Raw genomic sequence first — 16,947 nt, forward strand, 5'->3', positions numbered from 1 at the left:
GACACTGTTCGTCGCCAGGCCGATCGGGAAGGGATGGGTTTGCGACCGTGTCAATGAGCACCGGGGGAGCGCGCGAGGGCGCCCCACAATTGCGTGACGGCGAGGCACTCGACCAATTTTTGACGCAGGTTGAGCGCTGGGCAAAGCGGTATCCGCATCCCCACGACCGCGAGCGTGCCGGAGCTGACTACGAGGCACGATTCACCGAGACCGCCGGCGAGTTCGCGGCGAAGTGCACCCCTAAAGCTCGCAAATTTGCCGTGGTCGACTGGATCGCGGCGATTTTGATGTGGCTGATTGTTGCGGGCATCGTGCTGGCCCTGTCGATTTTGCTGATGCAGCCCGACATGCTCTGGTTCTGGATTTTTGTGGGGGTGGCCGTGGCGATTTTTGGTATCGGAGTGGGCTATGTCTACTACGACACGACCAACGCCGCGCACGCCGAGAAAAAGACCGACCAAAAAGCCAAGTGGCTGCTTGGCGCGGGCCGCAAGCAGCTCAACGTCTTCCTTGACGAGCGGACCGGCGCATGAGCGATCAGCTGCAAGATGAGCGCGCGGTAGCCTCGGCCCGCGCAAGCCAATTGCGTGCCCAGCTCGACGAGTGGTCGGCGGCATACTACGAGCGTGATGAGCAGCTCGTTCCCGATTCGGAGTATGACGCACGGATGGCCGAGCTGCGTGAGCTTGAGGCGCAGTATCCAGAGCTGGTTGATCCCGATTCACCAACTCAGCGCGTGGGCGGTGGCGTGGCAGAACTGTTCGCGCCGGTGGTGCACGGTGAGCGGATGCTTTCGCTCGACAATGTGTTTTCGGTTGCCGAGCTGCGTGACTGGCTGGGGAAAACCCAGGCGGCTATTGGTGGCGAGGTCGAGTGGCTGAGCGAACTCAAAATTGACGGCCTGGCGATCAATTTGCGGTACGAACACGGCAGGCTTGTGCGCGCAGCCACCCGCGGCGATGGCGTCACGGGTGAGGATGTCACCGCGAATGTGCAGCATATTCCGGCTATTGCGCAGCGGCTCGAAGGTGATGGGCACCCGGATGCGTTTGAGGTGCGCGGCGAGGTATTCATCCCGGTGGCCGCCTTCGAAAAGCTGAACCAATTGCAGCTTGAGCTGCGCGACAAAGTGGTGGCGCAGCTGCGTTCGCAGCATCGCGGCGAGTGGGACGTTGCTGCCGAAAAACAGGCACAGCGCCGCGCCGAAAACCGTTTCCCCGCCTTTGCCAACCCGCGCAATGCGGCAAGCGGCGGTTTGCGGCAGCAGATCGACAAAAAAACCGGCCTCGAACATGAGTCGGGTATGGCGCGACTTCGTTCGTTGCAGCTGTTCGTGCACGGTATCGGCGACTGGCCCAATCCGACCCAGCAACGGCAATCGCAGATTTATGAGCTGTTGGCCGGCTGGGGGCTGCCAACAAGCCCGCATGTGCGAGTGCTGCCGAACGCGGATGCGGTGGTTGATTTTGTTGAACAGTACCGTGAACAGCGCGCCAGCATTGAGCATGAAATTGACGGCATTGTCGTCAAAGTGGATGAACTGGAGCAGCACCGCAAACTCGGCGCCACCTCGCGTGCGCCGCGCTGGGCGATCGCCTATAAATACCCGCCGGAAGAGGTGCACACGAAGCTCGAAGACATCCGCATCGGTATGGGTCGCACGGGCCGTGCCACCCCGTATGCCGTGATGACCCCGGTGCAGGTTGCCGGTTCGGTGGTGCGGCAGGCGACCCTGCACAATCAGGATGTGGTGCGTGCCAAGGGCGTCAAAATCGGCGACACCGTGGTGTTGCGCAAGGCGGGGGATGTGATCCCCGAGATCCTCGGCCCGGTGATGTCAGCCCGCGACGGCAGCGAAGTCGAGTTTGTGATGCCCGCAAACTGCCCAGAGTGTGGTGCCGAACTGCGCCCCATGAAAGAGGGCGATATCGACCTGCGCTGCCCGAACGCTCGTTCATGCCCCGCGCAGGTGCGCGGCCGAATCGAACACATTGGCTCGCGGGGAGCGCTCGATGTGGAGGTGCTCGGTGAGGTGACCGCGGCTGCGCTGACCCAGCCCGAGTATCCCGCTGAGCCGCCGCTGATCACCGAGGCCGGGCTATTTGATCTCACTGTCGAAGAGCTCGTGCCGATCGTGGTGGTGGTGCGCGATGGCGAAACCGGTGAGGAACGTGTTGACGACAGCGGTGAGCCGGTGCGTCGCGCGCCATTCCAGCGCTCGCGGCTCGAGTACCCGCCCGAAGCCGAGGGGATGACCGCGGCGCAGCGGCGCCAGGCAGGCATCAAAAAAGACCATCGAATTATCGAACCGTCTGCACAGGCAACCAAACTGATTGCCGAGCTCGAAAAAGCGAAGACCAAAGAGCTGTGGCGACTGTTGGTGGCGCTGAATATTCGTCACGTGGGCCCGGTCGCGGCTCGAGCGCTGGCCGACTGGTTTGGTTCACTGGCGGCGATTCGTGCGGCGAGCGTTGCCGAGCTGAGCTCGGTTGAGGGCGTGGGGCCAATCATTGCCGAGTCGATTACCGAATGGCTTGCGGTCGACTGGCACATCGAAATTATTGAGCGCTGGACCGCAGCTGGGGTGCGGTGGGAAATTCCTGGGCATCCAGGGCCGGGCGCTGCGGCGCAGACCGGCGGCCCGTTGAGCGGCCTGACGGTGGTGGCTACCGGAACGCTCGAGGGCTACTCGCGTGAATCGGCAAAAGAAGCGATTATTCAGGCCGGCGGTAAGGCGGCATCAAGCGTGTCAAAAAAGACCGATTATGTTGCTGCCGGTCCGGGTGCCGGCTCAAAACTCGCGAAGGCTGAAGAGCTGGGCATCCCGGTATTGGATGCGGCCGGTTTTGCGTTGCTTGTCGAGGGCGGGCCGGATGCGGTCGCGCACCTGATCAATAACGGTTAGGCGGGGCAATAACGGCTAGGCGAGCCAATAACGGTAAGTCGGTTTGAGTCGGGCTTAGCGGCGTGGTGTAGGCAGCGGCTTGAGGCGTTTGCGGCGGGCGATGAGATCGAGCGCGTGTGCATCGAGCCGGCGGTCTTCTTCGCTCTTGAGCTTGAGCTGCGGCACCTCGGCGGCTTTACCGTCCTCATCCACGCGCACAAACACCATGGTGCAGCGGGTGGTGAGCCTGAACCGCATATCGCGCGGATCGGTCGAACGTACCCGCAGCGACATGTGCACCGAGTGCGGACCGGTGTGGATGATTCGGCCATCAACCTCCACGACATCACCAATGTGCACCGGTGCCTGAAAATGAATACCGCCGGTGTACACGCACACCGTTTGTTTACCGACAAAGCTCGTAGAAAGCGTCTGCGCGCACTCGGTGAGCCAGCGCATCACAATGCCACCGTGCGCGTTCCCACCCCAGTTCACATCCGTCGGATTCGCCAAAAACCGCAGCGTAAGTGACGGGGTTGTGCCCTCGTCGCTGAATTTTTGGTCGAGGGTGATCTGGTGGATCTCTTTGCGGGCTTCGAGCCGTTCGACGGCATCCGCCGAGAGTCGTTCATCCTCGCTGGTACGCGGCCGCCACTTGGGCACCTCGACGGGCTTGCGGTCGTCGTCCATGGCGACAAAAACGAGCAGACAGCGCGTGGCCAGCGAGAACTCGCCCGTGCGTGGGCTGGCCGACTCGACGGTAACCAGCACGTGCATACTGGTGCGTCCCGTGTAAATGAGCTGCGCGGTTGCCTCAACGAGTTCGCCTGGGCGGATCGGTCGCGAAAAGTGCACATTGCCGACGTACGCGGTCACGCAATAGTGGCCGCTGTAGCCCGCGGCGCAGGCGTAACCGGCCTTGTCGATCCATTCGAGAACGCGCCCCGCCTGAATGCTCAGCCCATCACGGGTCTCGTCGGTGGGAGCGGCGAGAAAACGAAGCGTGATGCGATCGTGCATGGCGGCGATCTCCTTCGACAACACAGACGGAGTTGTTCTATTCTCTCACCGCCAGTTATCGGTTGATGCCGAGCCTTGAGCCGAGGTTATTCGATACCCTTGCCGAGGTTCGACCACGCCAGATAAGAGGGGAGTGCAACGTGCAGGATGAGTCGCTGATCGACCTGGCTACCGACGCGATCTTCGCGCATGTCCAGGCCGAGCGTGAGCTGGCCGAACGCTTCCCTGACGCAACCTGGACTTTTAACCCCGCGCACGCAGCCGTGACGGCTCACCTCGGCGAGACCTCGCACGATTTTCCGGCACAGTTCATCGCCACTATTGATCAAACCGCGGGGATGTGGACCTGGGCGTGGCAGGAAGCCATCGGGGTTTCCGACGCGGTGCTGCAGCTTGCCCGTCGTGTACGCGAGGTTGGCGAACAGCGCGCAATTGCGCCGCTGACCACCCCGCAGGTGCAGCTGCACGAAACCGCCTCGCTGTCGTTGCAACTGGCGGCGCAGAGCCTGAGTGATGCGTCCCACTGGCTGCGTATTGAGACCGAGCCTGGCAAATTGGCAGTGCTGAGCGTGGCTGCCGGCGAGCTTGAACTCCCCGACGCAAACGCACTGGTTGACATTGTGATGAGCGGTGTTGCGCTGCAGATCAGCGACCGGCATCGTGCCGCGTTCGAGGCATACCTCAAACAATTGGATGCCTCCAGCGAGACGTTCGATGAGAATTGGATGCGCGTCTCAGTTGCCAATGGCACGGTGATCGCCACCTTCGATGCCGAGGGGCGCATCCTGTCGATCAATCGTGAACAGGATGCGGTCGACCAGCGCTCGGCGCGCGAGTCGACCGAGCGAATGGTCGCGGAGTTTGAACTCGACGACGAATCGCCATTTGGTCCCTCACCATTTGTTTTTGCATCCACGCCTATAAATGCGCCACAGCTTGATGAACCGGCCGAGAATGATGCCGATGAGCCGGCGTTCACCGCCACCGATATTTTTGGGGTTGTCGATTCGCAGCCTGCGGTTGCGAACCCGACTGCAACACCGCCAGCACCGCCAGCACCGCCGGCAGCGCCGCCATCGGCACCCGAACCGGTGTCGCCCCCATCGGCACCAGCGCCGGTGAACCAACCCGCAATGCCGGGGCTGCCCGAGCTGCCACCGCTGTCGCAGCAGCCGGCTCCAGGGCAGCAGCGTCCGCCGCAGCAGCCGCAGCAGCAGGGTCCGCCGCAGCAGTCGGCTCCGGGGCAGCAGCGTCCGCCACAGCAATTTTTCCAGCCGCCCGGTCAGCAGCCGGGCCCGCAACAGTTTGATCAGCCGCAGCAGCAGTGGTCGCAGCCACGACCGCCAGCGCCATTCCAGGCAGCACCATTCCAGCCGGCGCCTGGGCAACCGGGGCAGTCGGGGGTATTCCCGGCAGCGCCATCCCAACCCGCACCGGGGCAGCGGCCGTGGCAGTCACAGCAGCCCCAGCAACAGGTACCCGGTCAGCAGGCACCCGGCCAACAGGCACCTCGGCCGCAGCAGCGGTTCAACCAGTCGTATCCACCGCAACAGCCGCCGCGACAGGCGCCCTGGCCCCCACAGCAGGCCGGACAGCAGGCCGGGCCACAGCAGCAAGCCGGGCAGCAACAGCGGGCGCCCTGGGCGCAACAGCAGCCCGGTCCGCAACAGCAGCCCGGTCCGCAACAGCAGACCTGGCCACAGCAGCAGCCTGGCCAAGCGCGCCCGCAGCAGCATCCGCAGAACCCCTACGGTCCGTTTGGCCAGCAGCCCCCGCCCCCGTATCAGCCGCATTAAGCTCCATCGCGACGATGGCGAACTAGAATTGACCAGTTCCCATCCGATATCGATTACGGAGCGCAATGTCTGACATCACCGCGGCCGACGTCGAGCACCTGGCCGGCCTAGCGCGAATCAACCTCACCGACGAAGAGGTGGCGCGTATGACCGAGCAGCTCGTCGACCTGCAGCACATCATCGAAAAAGTGCAAGAAGTAGCCACCCCCGAGGTGCCCCCGGCAAGCCACCCGCTGGTGGAATACAACGTCACTCGGACCGATGAAGTGGGCCAGGTCCTCGACCGCGATGCCGCGCTCGCGGGAGCACCCGACCACGACGAAACCCGTTTCCGGGTCACCGCAATCCTTGGCGAAGAACAGTAGGGGAGTAGGCGCATGACTGAACAACTCACTCGCAGCTCTGCCGCCGAGCTCGCCGCCGCAATTCGCGCCGGCGACACCACCTCGGTTGCGGTCACCCAGGCCCACCTCGACCGCATCGACGCGGTCGACGGCGCGGTGCACGCATTTCTCAAGGTCGATGCCGAGGGCGCGCTCGAACAGGCCGCCGAAGTCGACCGTCGTCTCGCTGCCGGCGAAACGCTTTCACCGCTGGCCGGTGTGCCCGTGGCGGTGAAAGACAATATCGCCACCCGCGGTCTCGAAACCACCGCAGCCAGCCGCATCCTCGAGGGCTGGAAACCACCGTACGATGCCCACGTCGTTGAGCAGCTGCGTGCCGCGGGCACCCCGATCATCGGTAAAACCAATCTCGACGAATTTGCGATGGGCGGTTCGACCGAGTTTTCGGCCTACGGCCCCACCCACAACCCGTGGGACCTCGACCGCACCCCAGGCGGTTCGGGCGGTGGCTCGGCAGCGGCTGTGGCGGCATTTGAGTCGCCGATCGCGCTTGGCACCGACACCGGTGGTTCGATTCGTCAGCCGGCATCCCTGACCGGCACCGTCGGCATGAAACCCACCTACGGCAGCGTGAGCCGTTACGGGGCACTCGCCATGGGGTCGTCGCTCGACCAGATCGGCCCCGCCGCGCGCACCGTGCTCGATGCCGCACTGTTGCACGACATCATCGGTGGTCGCGACCAGCGCGACCAGACCTCACTCAACACCGAGTGGCCGTCATTTGCCGACGCTGCCCGCGCCGGACACGAGCCGGGCGCAGTCAAGGGGCTGCGCGTGGGCGTACCCAAGCAGCTTGCCGATGCCGAAAGCTGCGAGCCGGGCGTGCGCGAGAGCTTCGAAAAAGCACTCGAGACGCTGCGTGAACTTGGCGCCGAAATCAGCTGGATCGACACCGCCACATTCGAGTACGCCGTCGCCGCCTACTACCTGCTGATGCCCGCCGAAGTATCGAGCAACCTCGCTCGCTACGACTCGGTGCGGTACGGTGTGCGCGTCGACGACGCCGGCGCCGCCAATGTCGAAGCCGTCATGTCGGCAACCCGCGCGGCCGGGTTCGGAGACGAGGTCAAGCGTCGCATCCTGCTCGGCACCTACGCGCTGTCGGCCGGATACTACGACGCCTATTACGGCTCGGCTCAGAAGGTGCGCACGCTGGTGCAGCGCGAATTTGAGCGTGCGTTCAGCGAGGTCGATGTGCTGGCCGCGCCCACCTCACCCTCGGTGGCGTTCCGCTTCGGCGAGCGTGTGGAAGACCTCACCGCCATGTACTACGCCGACTTCACCACTATCCCGGCAAACCTCTCGGGCGTGCCAGCACTGTCGCTGCCCTCAGGGCTTGCCGACGGGCTGCCGGTGGGACTACAGCTGATGGCCCCGGCCCGCGAAGATGCCCGACTCTACACTGTGGGCGCTGCGATCGAACGCGCGCTCGACACCGAGCGCGGTAGCACGCTGCTGGCCGCCGCTCCCGAGCTCAAGGAAGGCGCACGATAATGGCTCGTCCCGATCTGATGGACTACGAGGCGGCGCTCGAAAAATACGAGCCGGTTATCGGCCTCGAGGTGCATGTTGAACTCAACACCGACACCAAGATGTTTTCGCCCACGCCCAACCCCGCCAACGGCAAGTACGACGATGCCGAGCCCAACACGCTCGTGGGCCCGGTCGACCTCGGCCTGCCGGGCACGCTGCCGGTGGTAAACCAGCAGGCGGTTGAGCACTCGATTCGCCTGGGGCTCGCCCTCGGCTGCGAAATCGCCGAAGAATCGGGTTTTGCGCGAAAGAACTACTTCTATCCCGACAACCCGAAGAACTACCAGATTTCGCAGTACGACGATCCGATCGCGTTCAATGGTGAGGTCGAGGTTGAGCTCGAGGACGGCACGGTGTTTTCAGTGCCGATCGAGCGTGCCCACATGGAAGAAGACGCCGGTAAGCTCACCCACATCGGTGGCGCAACCGGCCGCATCCAGGGCGCCGATCATTCGCTGGTTGACTACAACCGCGCAGGTGTGCCACTCGTAGAGATCGTGACCAAGCCGGTCTTCGGCGGCGAAGCCCGCACCCCCGAACTCGCCGCCGCCTACGTCTCCACCATTCGCGATATCGTGCGTGCGCTGGGTGTTTCAGAAGCGCGCATGGAGCGCGGTAATTTGCGCTGCGACGCTAACGTTTCGTTGCGGCCGCGCGGCACCGAAAAGCTCGGCATCCGCACCGAAACAAAAAACGTGAACTCGTTCCGTTCGATCGAACGGGCAGTGCGCTACGAGATTCAGCGCCAGGCCGCCATCCTTGAAGCCGGCGGTACGGTGACGCAAGAAACGCGTCACTGGCACGAAGATACCGGGCGCACTTCGCCGGGCCGACTCAAGTCGGATGCTGACGACTACCGTTACTTCCCCGAACCCGACCTGATGCCGCTGCGCCCCGACCGCACCTGGGTCGAACAACTGCGCGCCGAGCTCCCCGAGCAGCCAGTGCTGCGCCGCCGTCGACTCAAGGGCGAATGGGGCTTTGGCGACCAGGAGTTCATGGATATCGTCAATGCCGGCCTGCTCGACGCGGTTGCCGACACCGTCGCCGCTGGTGCCACGGCAGCGGGCGCCAAAAAATGGTGGATGGGTGAGCTCAGCCGTATCGCCAACGAGCGTCAGGTGCACCCCACCGAACTCGCGAGCGCCGCGCAGGTTGCCGAAATCGAGGCGCTCATCAGCGAGGGCGTTGTGAACGACAAGCTCGCCCGCCAGGTGCTCGAGGGCGTGCTTGCCGGTGAGGGTTCGCCGCGTGAGGTGGTCGACAGCCGTGGCCTCGCCGTGGTGTCAGACGATGGTGCACTGGTTGCCGCAGTCGATGAGGCGCTCGCCGCCCAGCCCGATGTGCTGCAAAAAATCCGCGACGGTAAGGTGCAGGCCGCCGGCGCGATCATCGGTGCGGTGATGAAGGCCATGCAGGGCAAGGCCGATGCCGGCCGCGTGCGCGAAATCATTCTCGAACGCGCCGCACAATAACCCCGCCCACTGTGGCACATGTGGGCCGGTGCTGCTAGAGCACCGGCCCACAATGTTTTTGGCGCGAACCCGACTAGCGATCTACTGTCTGCAGGTGCGCGAGGTTCGCTCGCACCATGCTTTCGGCCACCGACAGCACCTGTTCGGGTGCATCCGCATACAGCCGCCGCGCGATTCGACCGGCGTCGTCACCGCACGCATCCCGCAGCGCGGCCACCTGCTCGAGCCGCCGCATCCGATGCCCCCGCAATCGCTGCGCTTCGCTCGTGAGGTCGGGCAGCGTGGGTCCGTGCCCGGGGCAAATCTGCAGCGGCAGGTTTTCACCGGTAGCGACCAGCTGATCAAGCGTTGCCAGGTAGTCGCCAAGCGTGCCATCCGGGAAATCGAGCATCGTGGTGATGCCGCCGAGAATGGTGTCGGCGGTGAACACCAGCCCGCGGTCGGCGCCGTCGCGAACCAGTGTGAACGACAGCGAATCGGCGGTGTGGCCGGGTGTTGCCAGCACCTCGACTGCGCCGCTTTCAGTTTCGATTCGTTCGCCGCCGCGAAGCGTCGCGGCATCCCGGCAGTATTCGTCGAGGGCGGCAAACACCCGGGCGCCGGTGCGAGCCACCAGCGCATCAATTGCGCCGGTGTGGTCGCGGTGCCGGTGGCTTACGAGCACCGTCTCAATGGGCCAGCGGGCGAGGGCATCAACATGAGGCTCGAGATCGGGACCCGGGTCGATGAGGATGCGGCCATCAATCAAATAGCTATTGGTGCCGCTGAGGGTCATCTGGCCCGGATTATTCGCCCGGATGCGCAGCACACCGGGTGCCACCGCAAAACTTGCGCTATCACAGTGGGAATTCTCGTCAGCGGCGCGTTCGGAGGTGGCCATAGTGGCCAGGGTACTTGTCGGCCGGTGAAATACGTGCTGGAATGCCGGGCGGCAGCGAGAACGGGTGCGGTAGCGTCGGGGGATGACCACTGGTGCGGATATGACACGTGACGGGATGCGTCTGGCAGCGACGGTGCTGTTGCTGCGCGATGGCGGCGACGGGCTCGAAACCCTCATGATGCGCCGGCCGAAGCGCGGTTCGTTCGCGGATGCGTGGGTGTGGCCGGGCGGCGCGGTGGAGGCGAGCGATGGCGGCGCGGTCAATCACGAGCATCCCGCCGCCGAACGCCAGGTCACGAGTGCGGCCGCGGTGCGGGAATTGCGCGAAGAAACCGGGCTGCGAGTTGAAGCCGGCGCATTGCATCCCTACGCACTGTGGAGCCCGCCGCAGCATTCGATGCCGAAGTTTCGCACCTGGTTTTATATCGCCACCGAGTATTGCGGCACCCCTCGGCCACAGCTGAGTGAGGTGGCCGAACTTGCCTGGGTGCGACCCGATGAGATGCTCGTGGCACATGAGCGAGCCGAACGCACACTCATTGTGCCCACCTGGGTGACGCTGTGGCAGCTCATGCAGCTGGGCAGCAGCGAAGCGGTGTTGACGCATGTAGCGAACACCCCGTTTGAACACTATGAAACGCGGCAGGTTGCCGAGCAGCGTTGCTACTGGTTTGGTGACAGTCAGTGGCAGATTGATGAACTCGGCACGGCATCGCGGCCCGCTGCTCGGCACCGACTCGAAACCGGTGCGCGGCCGTGGCGGTATATCCGTGACTTCGAATGAGGCGGTAGGGCGGTTAGTTCGCCGGCGGCTCGGGGAGTTTGACACCCGCAAGGCGTGATGGTGCGCCCTCTTTGAGTCGCAGCATGGCCTCCTGCGAAATGGATGCAATGAGCTTGCCGTCACGCGTGTAGAGATAGCCCTGTGCGAGCGTGCGGCCGCCGTGTGCGTTTGGTGATTTAATGCGCAGCAGCATCCACTCATCGGCGCGGGCAAAGCGGTGCCACCACACGCCGTGGTCGAGGCTCGCCACTCGCAGCCGCGGATCGATCCACGTGAGGCCGTGGCGGCGCAGCGTGGGTTCGAGCATGAGATAGTCGCTCACATAAGCGATCGCCGCGGCGTGCACGATGGGGTCGTCCGGTAGCGGGGCAGCCGATTTCACCCACACATGGTCGAAGGGCTCACGCGAGGTGCTTGGCTGCAGGTAGACCGGGCCGTCGACGTGTCGCATCACGAACGGGCGGCGGTGCACCCAAAAGTTGGCGAGTTTCACCCCGGCCTGCTCAACCAACTCGGCTTCGCTGGGCAGCGACTCAGGCATCGGCAGGTTTTCGGGCATCGGGAAATCGTGGTCGACCGCGCTTTCCTCTTCGATCTGGAACGACGAAATCATCGACCAGATCGGCAGCCCGTCTTGGAAGGCTTCAACGTGACGGGTTGAGAACGACTTGCCGTCGTGAATCCGATTGACCGAGAAGGTGATGGGCTTTTGGATATCGCCCGGCCGCAAAAAATAGCCACGCATCGAGTGGATATTGCGGTCTGCCGGCACCGTGCGAGTGGCCGCCACGATCGACTGGGCTGCCACCTGGCCGCCGAAGACGCGGCCGCCGGGCATCCACTGGCTGGCGCCGGTGAAAATGTCTTCGGTGGTGCGTGCACCGGTGTCGATGAGGTTGAGCGTGGCGAGGAACGCGTCGAGCGGCGGCATTGCCTCAAGCTCAGCCATCGTTTTTGGTAGCGGCGGCATCTCAGGCATCATGCCGTGCGTGGGTGCAAGATTCGCGGATTCGGTCACGGGCTACAGTGTAACTGCGCCGGCTGCCGCCGCTATCAGTTGCGCGCTACTCGTCGTCGCTGGCTGCGCGCGTGGCCTTCGGGTTGGCGGTGAGCGTTTCTTTCACGCTGCGGCGCAGCACCTTACCGAGCATCGACTTCGGCAGCTCCTCCCAGATGACATAGCTGCGCGGACGCTTGTACTCTGCCAGGTGTTCACGGGCGTGAGCGCGCACCGCCTGCTCGTCAAACTCGGCCTCTGGGTCGGGTACAACCACCGCGGTGATCGACTCGGCTTTGTTGCTGCCGCGGGCGATACCGACCACCGTAACCTCGAGCACGCCGGGGGCCTGCAGCAGTACCTGCTCGACTTCGGAGGGCGACACATTGAAACCACCGGTGATGATGATTTCTTTTTTGCGGTCGACAACGGTGACAAAACCGTCTTCGTCCTGAGTGACCAGGTCGCCGGTGCGCAGCCAGCCGTCCGGCAGCATGACCTGCTCGGTTTCGGCTTCGTTTTTCCAGTAGCCCTGGAACACCTGCGGGCCCTTAATGACGAGCTCGCCGACCTCGCCGAACTCGACCTCTTTTTCGAGATCGTTCGGGTCGACCACGCGCATCAGCGTTGATGGCGCCGGCACACCGATGGTGCCGACCTTGCGGGTGGGTCCAAACGGGTTCACCATCGCGAACGGCGAGGCCTCGGTGAGGCCATAACCCTCGTTGAGCTTGCCGCCGGCAACCGCCTCCCAGCGGTCAACGATGGCGTTGGTGAGCGTCATGGCGCCGCTCATGGCGTAGCGGGCGTGCGAAAGGTCGAGCTCGGGGTTGTCGCGGGCCACGCGCGCGAGCCGGTCGTACATGGGCGGTACCCCAGGCACGAAGGTCGCTGGGTGACGCTTTGATGCCTCGACCACCATGTCGGGGTCGAACGTCGGGAACAGCACCACACGCGATGCCGACACCACACCGTACAGGCCGCCAAGCAGCATCCCGAACGTGTGGAATAGCGGCAGGAACAGATAAATAGTTTCTTCGCCGGGGGTGAACTCGGGCATCCAGGCCGCACCCTGACGGCCGTTTGACACCAGGTTGCTGTGTGAGAGCATGGCGCCCTTCGGCGCTCCGGTGGTACCCGAGGTGTAGGCGAGCGAGGCGATATCATCGGCGCCCGGCTTCGGGAAGGTTTCGGGCAGCTCACCGTGCTTCAGTAGCTGTTCAAAGGGGATGGTTCCCGGCGCCGGGGCGGTGAGCTTTTCACGGCTTTCGCGCGCCTTCGCCACCGGCAGACGCAGCAGGAGCTGTATTTTCAGCGGCATGGCGCGGGTCATATTCATCGAAATGATGTGCTTGATGCTGAGTTCTTCGGCAAAGTCTTGGATGACCGGTGCGACCTTGTCCCACACGATGACGTATTCGGCACGGTGGTCGGCAAACTGGGTGTAAAACTCGTCGCGGGTGTAGAGCGCATTGTGTTCCACAGCAACCGCACCCAGCCGCAGCACCGCGTAGTAGGCGATCAGGTGTTGCGGACAGTTGGGCATGATGAGCGCCACCCGGTCGCCCTTGCCCACACCGAGCCGGCGCAACCCTTTGGCCGCGCGCAGCACCTGGTTGTGGAACTGGGCAAAAGTGAGTTCGCGGCCAAAAAATTCGAGCGCTGGCGAGTCGGCATAGTCGGCGGCCCGCGATGCAAGTTCGTCGTAGAGCGATCCGGTTACCGGCTCGATATCGGCGGGAACATTTTCGGCATAGCTGGCCAGCCAGCCTCGTTTGGCATTGAACTCTTGTGCACGCATGGGGTAAATCCTACGAGACATCTGCGCCCGCTTGCCGTAGCCCGTGCCGGAGCGCAGCCACTTGCTGGTGCACAGCAGCTGCTACCAAACGTCGGTGGCTCATGCCAGTCTGGAGGGGTGACAAAAAAGGATCTCGGGGGTCGCATCACCGGCACTGGCGGTGACGATACCGGTGCCACGATCCTGCATGTCGATATGGATGCGTTTTTTGTCTCGGTAGAGCAGCTCGAGCGCCCCGAGCTGCGCGGCAAACCGGTAATCGTTGGTGGTAACGGCACCCGGGGAGTGGTTTCTTCGGCGAGCTATGAGGCGCGCGCGTACGGGGTGCACGCAGCCATGCCGATTGGCCGAGCGCTGCAGCTTTGCCCGCAGGCGGTGGTGATTCCAGGCCAGATGCACAAGTATCGTGCCGCTAGCGCCGAGGTGATGCGCGTGTTCCACGACATCACGCCGCTGGTCGAGCCGCTGTCGATCGACGAGGCGTTTTTGGATGTGTCGGGAGCGACCAAATTGTTCGGGTCGCCAGGCGAAATCGCGCGGCTGATTCGTCGCCGCGTGCTTGCCGAAACCGGGCTGACCTGTTCGGTGGGGGCTGCGAGCACCAAATTTGTGGCGAAGCTGGCCAGCGGCAAATGCAAACCCGACGGGATGCTGGTGATCTCACCCGATGAGACGCTTCCCTTTTTGCACGCGCTACCGGTGGGTGCACTGTGGGGAGTGGGCGGCAAGCTCGCCGAAAAATTACACGGCCGCGGCATCAACACGGTGTTCGACCTGGCGCACACCCCCGTGCCGGTGCTCGAACGGCTCGCCGGTAAGGCAATGGCACAGCGGCTATCGGCACTCGCCTGGGGTCGCGATGAGCGGGCGGTGGTAACCGAGCATCAAGAAAAATCGGTATCGCACGAGCAAACTTTTTCGGAGGATGTCACCTCACATGCCGAGCTTGAACGCGAGGTGCGGGCGCAGGCGGATGCGGTGGCGCAGCGGCTGCGCAAAGCAGATCTGGTTGCGGGTACGGTCGCCGTGAAATTGCGCTGGGCCAATTTTGAAACCATCACCCGCCAGGAACGCCTCGACCGCCCGTCTAGCACGGGACTGGTGCTGTTTCGGGCTGCTGCGCGATTGCTGGCCGGGATGCATCATGATGGCCAGGCGGTGCGGCTGATCGGGGTGCGTGCCGATCAGCTGGCGCCGGCGGGGGAAGCGACGGCGCTCACGCTCTGGGATGAACAGCACGATGACGAGTGGGATGCTGCCGAGCGGGCGGTGGATGTGGCCACAGCAAAATTTGGTCGGGATGCTCTGCGCCCGGCTTCGCTGCTTGGCCGTCATGAGCGCCGTGACCGAGGCACAGGACTTACCGAGCGTCCGAATCGGCCGAGCAACTAGAACCGACTTTTTGAAACCGGCTTTTTTACTTACAGCTGCTGGTCGGCAGCGCAGTGGCTATGGTGCTGCCGGTGAAAACACCGCTGCCGAGTGCGGTGGCATTATTGCGTAGTTGCGGCCGTTCACGTGCTCGAGCCTGACTTCGGCGCTGGTGACATACTCGAGCAGCGGCTGCTCAACAACCCGCGTCCATCGCACATCCACGTCCACCTCAACCCGGCGCATCTCACCGGCAAAATTGAGCACCACCTGAACATTTCCGCGCCAGAACGACAGTGTGCGCTCATCCTCGTCATAGCTCACCGTCACATCCCGTAGCCACGGCGATGAAAGTTCGGGGAGCGTGCGCCGCAGCGCGATCAGCTCTCGGTAGATCACAAAAAGCCGCTCGTGTTCGGGTTGAGCGAGCTCGTGCCAATCGAGCTTTGACCGCTCAAACGTCGCCAGCGCCTGCGGGTCGGGAACTTCCACATCGGCCCAGTCCATGCGCGAAAACTCGCTGATGCGTCCCTCGGTGGTCATTTTTGCGAGCTCGGGTTCGGGATGCGAAGAAAAGAACTGGAACGGACTGGTCGCACCCCACTCCTCACCCATAAACAGCATCGGCGTGAACGGCGCACACAGCATGAGCGTCGCCCCCACCGCAAGCTGGTCGATTGTGAGCGATTCGCTCAACCGGTCGCCGGTCGCGCGGTTCCCAATCTGGTCATGGTTCTGAATCGACACGACCAACCGCCAGGCACGCATCCCCTCGGGCAGCGCCCGCCCGTGGTGCCGGTTGCGGAAGCTCGACAGCGACCCGTCATGATAAAAGCCCTTCCGCAGCACCTTCGCGAGCGCACCCAAACCACCACCGTCGGCGGCAAAATCAGCGTAATAGCCACCAGCCTCGCCGGTGAGCGCCACATGCGCCGAGTGATGGAAGTCATCCGACCACTGGCCAGTGAGCCCGTACCCGCCCGCCGAGCGATTCGCAATCATTCGCGGTGCGTTGAGATCCGACTCGGCAATCAGCGAAAGCGGTTTGCGCAGCTGCGCCGAACACGCATCCACCTCATCAGCCAGCTCTTCCAGCACGTGAGTGGCGCGAGTATCGACCAGCGCGTGCACCGCATCCAAGCGCAGCCCGTCAACGTGAAAGTCACGGAACCACATGAGCGCGTTATCGATAATGTAGCGGCGCACCTGGTCTGAGTCGAACCCGTCAAGGTTTACCGCATCACCCCACGCGGTGGTGTGCTGGCCCGCCAAATACGGGCCATACATGCCCAAATAATTACCGGAGGGTCCGAGGTGGTTATACACCACATCCTGAATCACCCCAATACCGCGCTGGTGGCAGGCATCAACAAAACGCTGATACGCCTCCGGGCCGCCGTACTGCTCATGCACCGCATACCAGAGCACACCGTCATAGCCCCAGCCACGCGGCCCATTAAACGCGTTCACCGGCATCAACTCGACAAAATCAACACCGAGATCGACCAGGTGATCGAGCTTGTCAATCGCGGCATCGAGCGTGCCCTCGGGTGTGAAGGTGCCCAGATGGAGTTCGTAAATGATGCTGCCGGCAAGCTGTCTGCCGGTCCAGGCCGCATCCGACCAGCGATACCGGGCGGCATCAAATGTGCGCGACAGCCCGTGCACGCCGTCGGGTTGGCGACGCGAACGCGGATCGGGTCGGGGAGTATCATCGTCGTCGATCAGGTAGCCGTAGTCGTGCTCTCTAACCGCAGGCGCCGGCACCGCCTGCTCGGCGGCGATAACGCTGATTGGCCCGGTGAGCGTGAGATCGCCGTCGGCGACCGCAGTGGCCAGCGCGATCGGTTCATCCGGCAGCTCTGGCAGCCCAATGGGGCGCCACCAATTTTCGTCCGAACGAGCCATCTCGTAGATGGCGCCGTCGATGACGACGCGCATTCGGTTGGCCTTCGGTGCCCAAACATCAAAACGGGCATCACGCATGGCAGGGCTCCTTAAA

Annotated in this window: 13 protein-coding genes; 8 read left to right on the plus strand and 5 right to left on the minus strand. The window is 63.6% G+C overall.

The window, feature by feature from the left end; translation table 11 throughout:
• The first annotated feature begins 47 nt into the window (after nucleotides 1-47).
• Nucleotides 48-533, plus strand: coding sequence for a hypothetical protein (locus PV375_RS00480; protein ID WP_332105675.1), 486 nt, complete (start codon nucleotides 48-50; stop codon nucleotides 531-533).
• Complete coding sequence (gene ligA / locus PV375_RS00485) at nucleotides 530-2,905, plus strand: NAD-dependent DNA ligase LigA (RefSeq protein WP_332105676.1); 2,376 nt, start codon at nucleotides 530-532, stop codon at nucleotides 2,903-2,905. The genes PV375_RS00480 and ligA overlap by 4 nt, the downstream gene beginning before the upstream one ends.
• Before the next feature lie 54 nt (nucleotides 2,906-2,959).
• Here the strand turns inward: ligA and PV375_RS00490 are convergent, their stop codons facing one another.
• Nucleotides 2,960-3,904, minus strand: coding sequence for an acyl-CoA thioesterase (locus tag PV375_RS00490; protein WP_332105677.1), 945 nt, complete (start codon nucleotides 3,902-3,904; stop codon nucleotides 2,960-2,962).
• Between the two features lie 140 nt (nucleotides 3,905-4,044).
• Between PV375_RS00490 and PV375_RS00495 the strand changes: the two genes are divergently transcribed.
• The 4 genes from PV375_RS00495 (at nucleotide 4,045) to gatB (ending at nucleotide 9,112) form a co-directional block, all read left to right on the plus strand.
• Nucleotides 4,045-5,700, plus strand: a complete 1,656-nt coding sequence (locus PV375_RS00495) for a DUF6882 domain-containing protein (protein ID WP_332105678.1) — start codon at nucleotides 4,045-4,047, stop codon at nucleotides 5,698-5,700.
• A 65-nt stretch (nucleotides 5,701-5,765) separates the two neighbouring features.
• Nucleotides 5,766-6,065, plus strand: coding sequence for an Asp-tRNA(Asn)/Glu-tRNA(Gln) amidotransferase subunit GatC (gene gatC, locus PV375_RS00500; RefSeq protein ID WP_332105679.1), 300 nt, complete (start codon nucleotides 5,766-5,768; stop codon nucleotides 6,063-6,065).
• 12 nt (nucleotides 6,066-6,077) lie between these two features.
• Entirely contained in the window at nucleotides 6,078-7,598 is a 1,521-nt protein-coding gene (gatA, locus tag PV375_RS00505; protein ID WP_332105680.1) for an Asp-tRNA(Asn)/Glu-tRNA(Gln) amidotransferase subunit GatA, read from the plus strand.
• Nucleotides 7,598-9,112, plus strand: a complete 1,515-nt coding sequence (gatB, locus tag PV375_RS00510) for an Asp-tRNA(Asn)/Glu-tRNA(Gln) amidotransferase subunit GatB (protein WP_332105681.1) — start codon at nucleotides 7,598-7,600, stop codon at nucleotides 9,110-9,112. Before gatA ends, gatB begins: the two co-directional genes overlap by 1 nt.
• Nucleotides 9,113-9,185: 73 nt before the next feature.
• On the opposite strand, the gene PV375_RS00515 is transcribed toward gatB, so the two are convergent.
• Nucleotides 9,186-9,992: an MBL fold metallo-hydrolase gene (locus PV375_RS00515; protein WP_332105682.1), complete on the minus strand. Its 807-nt coding sequence runs from the start codon at nucleotides 9,990-9,992 to the stop codon at nucleotides 9,186-9,188.
• An 82-nt stretch (nucleotides 9,993-10,074) separates the two neighbouring features.
• Between PV375_RS00515 and PV375_RS00520 the strand changes: the two genes are divergently transcribed.
• Nucleotides 10,075-10,776: an NUDIX hydrolase gene (locus PV375_RS00520; protein WP_332105683.1), complete on the plus strand. Its 702-nt coding sequence runs from the start codon at nucleotides 10,075-10,077 to the stop codon at nucleotides 10,774-10,776.
• 13 nt (nucleotides 10,777-10,789) lie between these two features.
• Here the strand turns inward: PV375_RS00520 and PV375_RS00525 are convergent, their stop codons facing one another.
• Together PV375_RS00525 and PV375_RS00530 are read right to left on the minus strand one after the other, a co-directional pair.
• Nucleotides 10,790-11,725 carry an acyl-CoA thioesterase gene (locus PV375_RS00525; RefSeq protein ID WP_442903914.1) on the minus strand — a complete coding sequence of 312 codons (936 nt, stop codon included), beginning with the start codon at nucleotides 11,723-11,725 and terminating at the stop codon, nucleotides 10,790-10,792.
• A 115-nt stretch (nucleotides 11,726-11,840) separates the two neighbouring features.
• Entirely contained in the window at nucleotides 11,841-13,574 is a 1,734-nt protein-coding gene (locus PV375_RS00530; RefSeq protein ID WP_332105685.1) for an AMP-binding protein, read from the minus strand.
• Between the two features lie 117 nt (nucleotides 13,575-13,691).
• On the opposite strand from PV375_RS00530, the gene dinB reads away from it, so the two are divergent.
• A complete protein-coding gene (dinB, locus tag PV375_RS00535; RefSeq protein ID WP_201614909.1) occupies nucleotides 13,692-14,966 on the plus strand; it encodes a DNA polymerase IV in 1,275 nt (424 codons plus the stop codon).
• Between the two features lie 57 nt (nucleotides 14,967-15,023).
• Here dinB and treZ read toward each other — a convergent pair whose 3' ends face one another.
• Nucleotides 15,024-16,931 carry a malto-oligosyltrehalose trehalohydrolase gene (gene treZ, locus PV375_RS00540; RefSeq protein WP_332105686.1) on the minus strand — a complete coding sequence of 636 codons (1,908 nt, stop codon included), beginning with the start codon at nucleotides 16,929-16,931 and terminating at the stop codon, nucleotides 15,024-15,026.
• Nucleotides 16,932-16,947 lie beyond the last annotated feature (16 nt).

This window comes from Gulosibacter sp. GYB002, assembly GCF_036577665.1.
Lineage (GTDB): Bacteria > Actinomycetota > Actinomycetes > Actinomycetales > Microbacteriaceae > Gulosibacter > Gulosibacter hominis.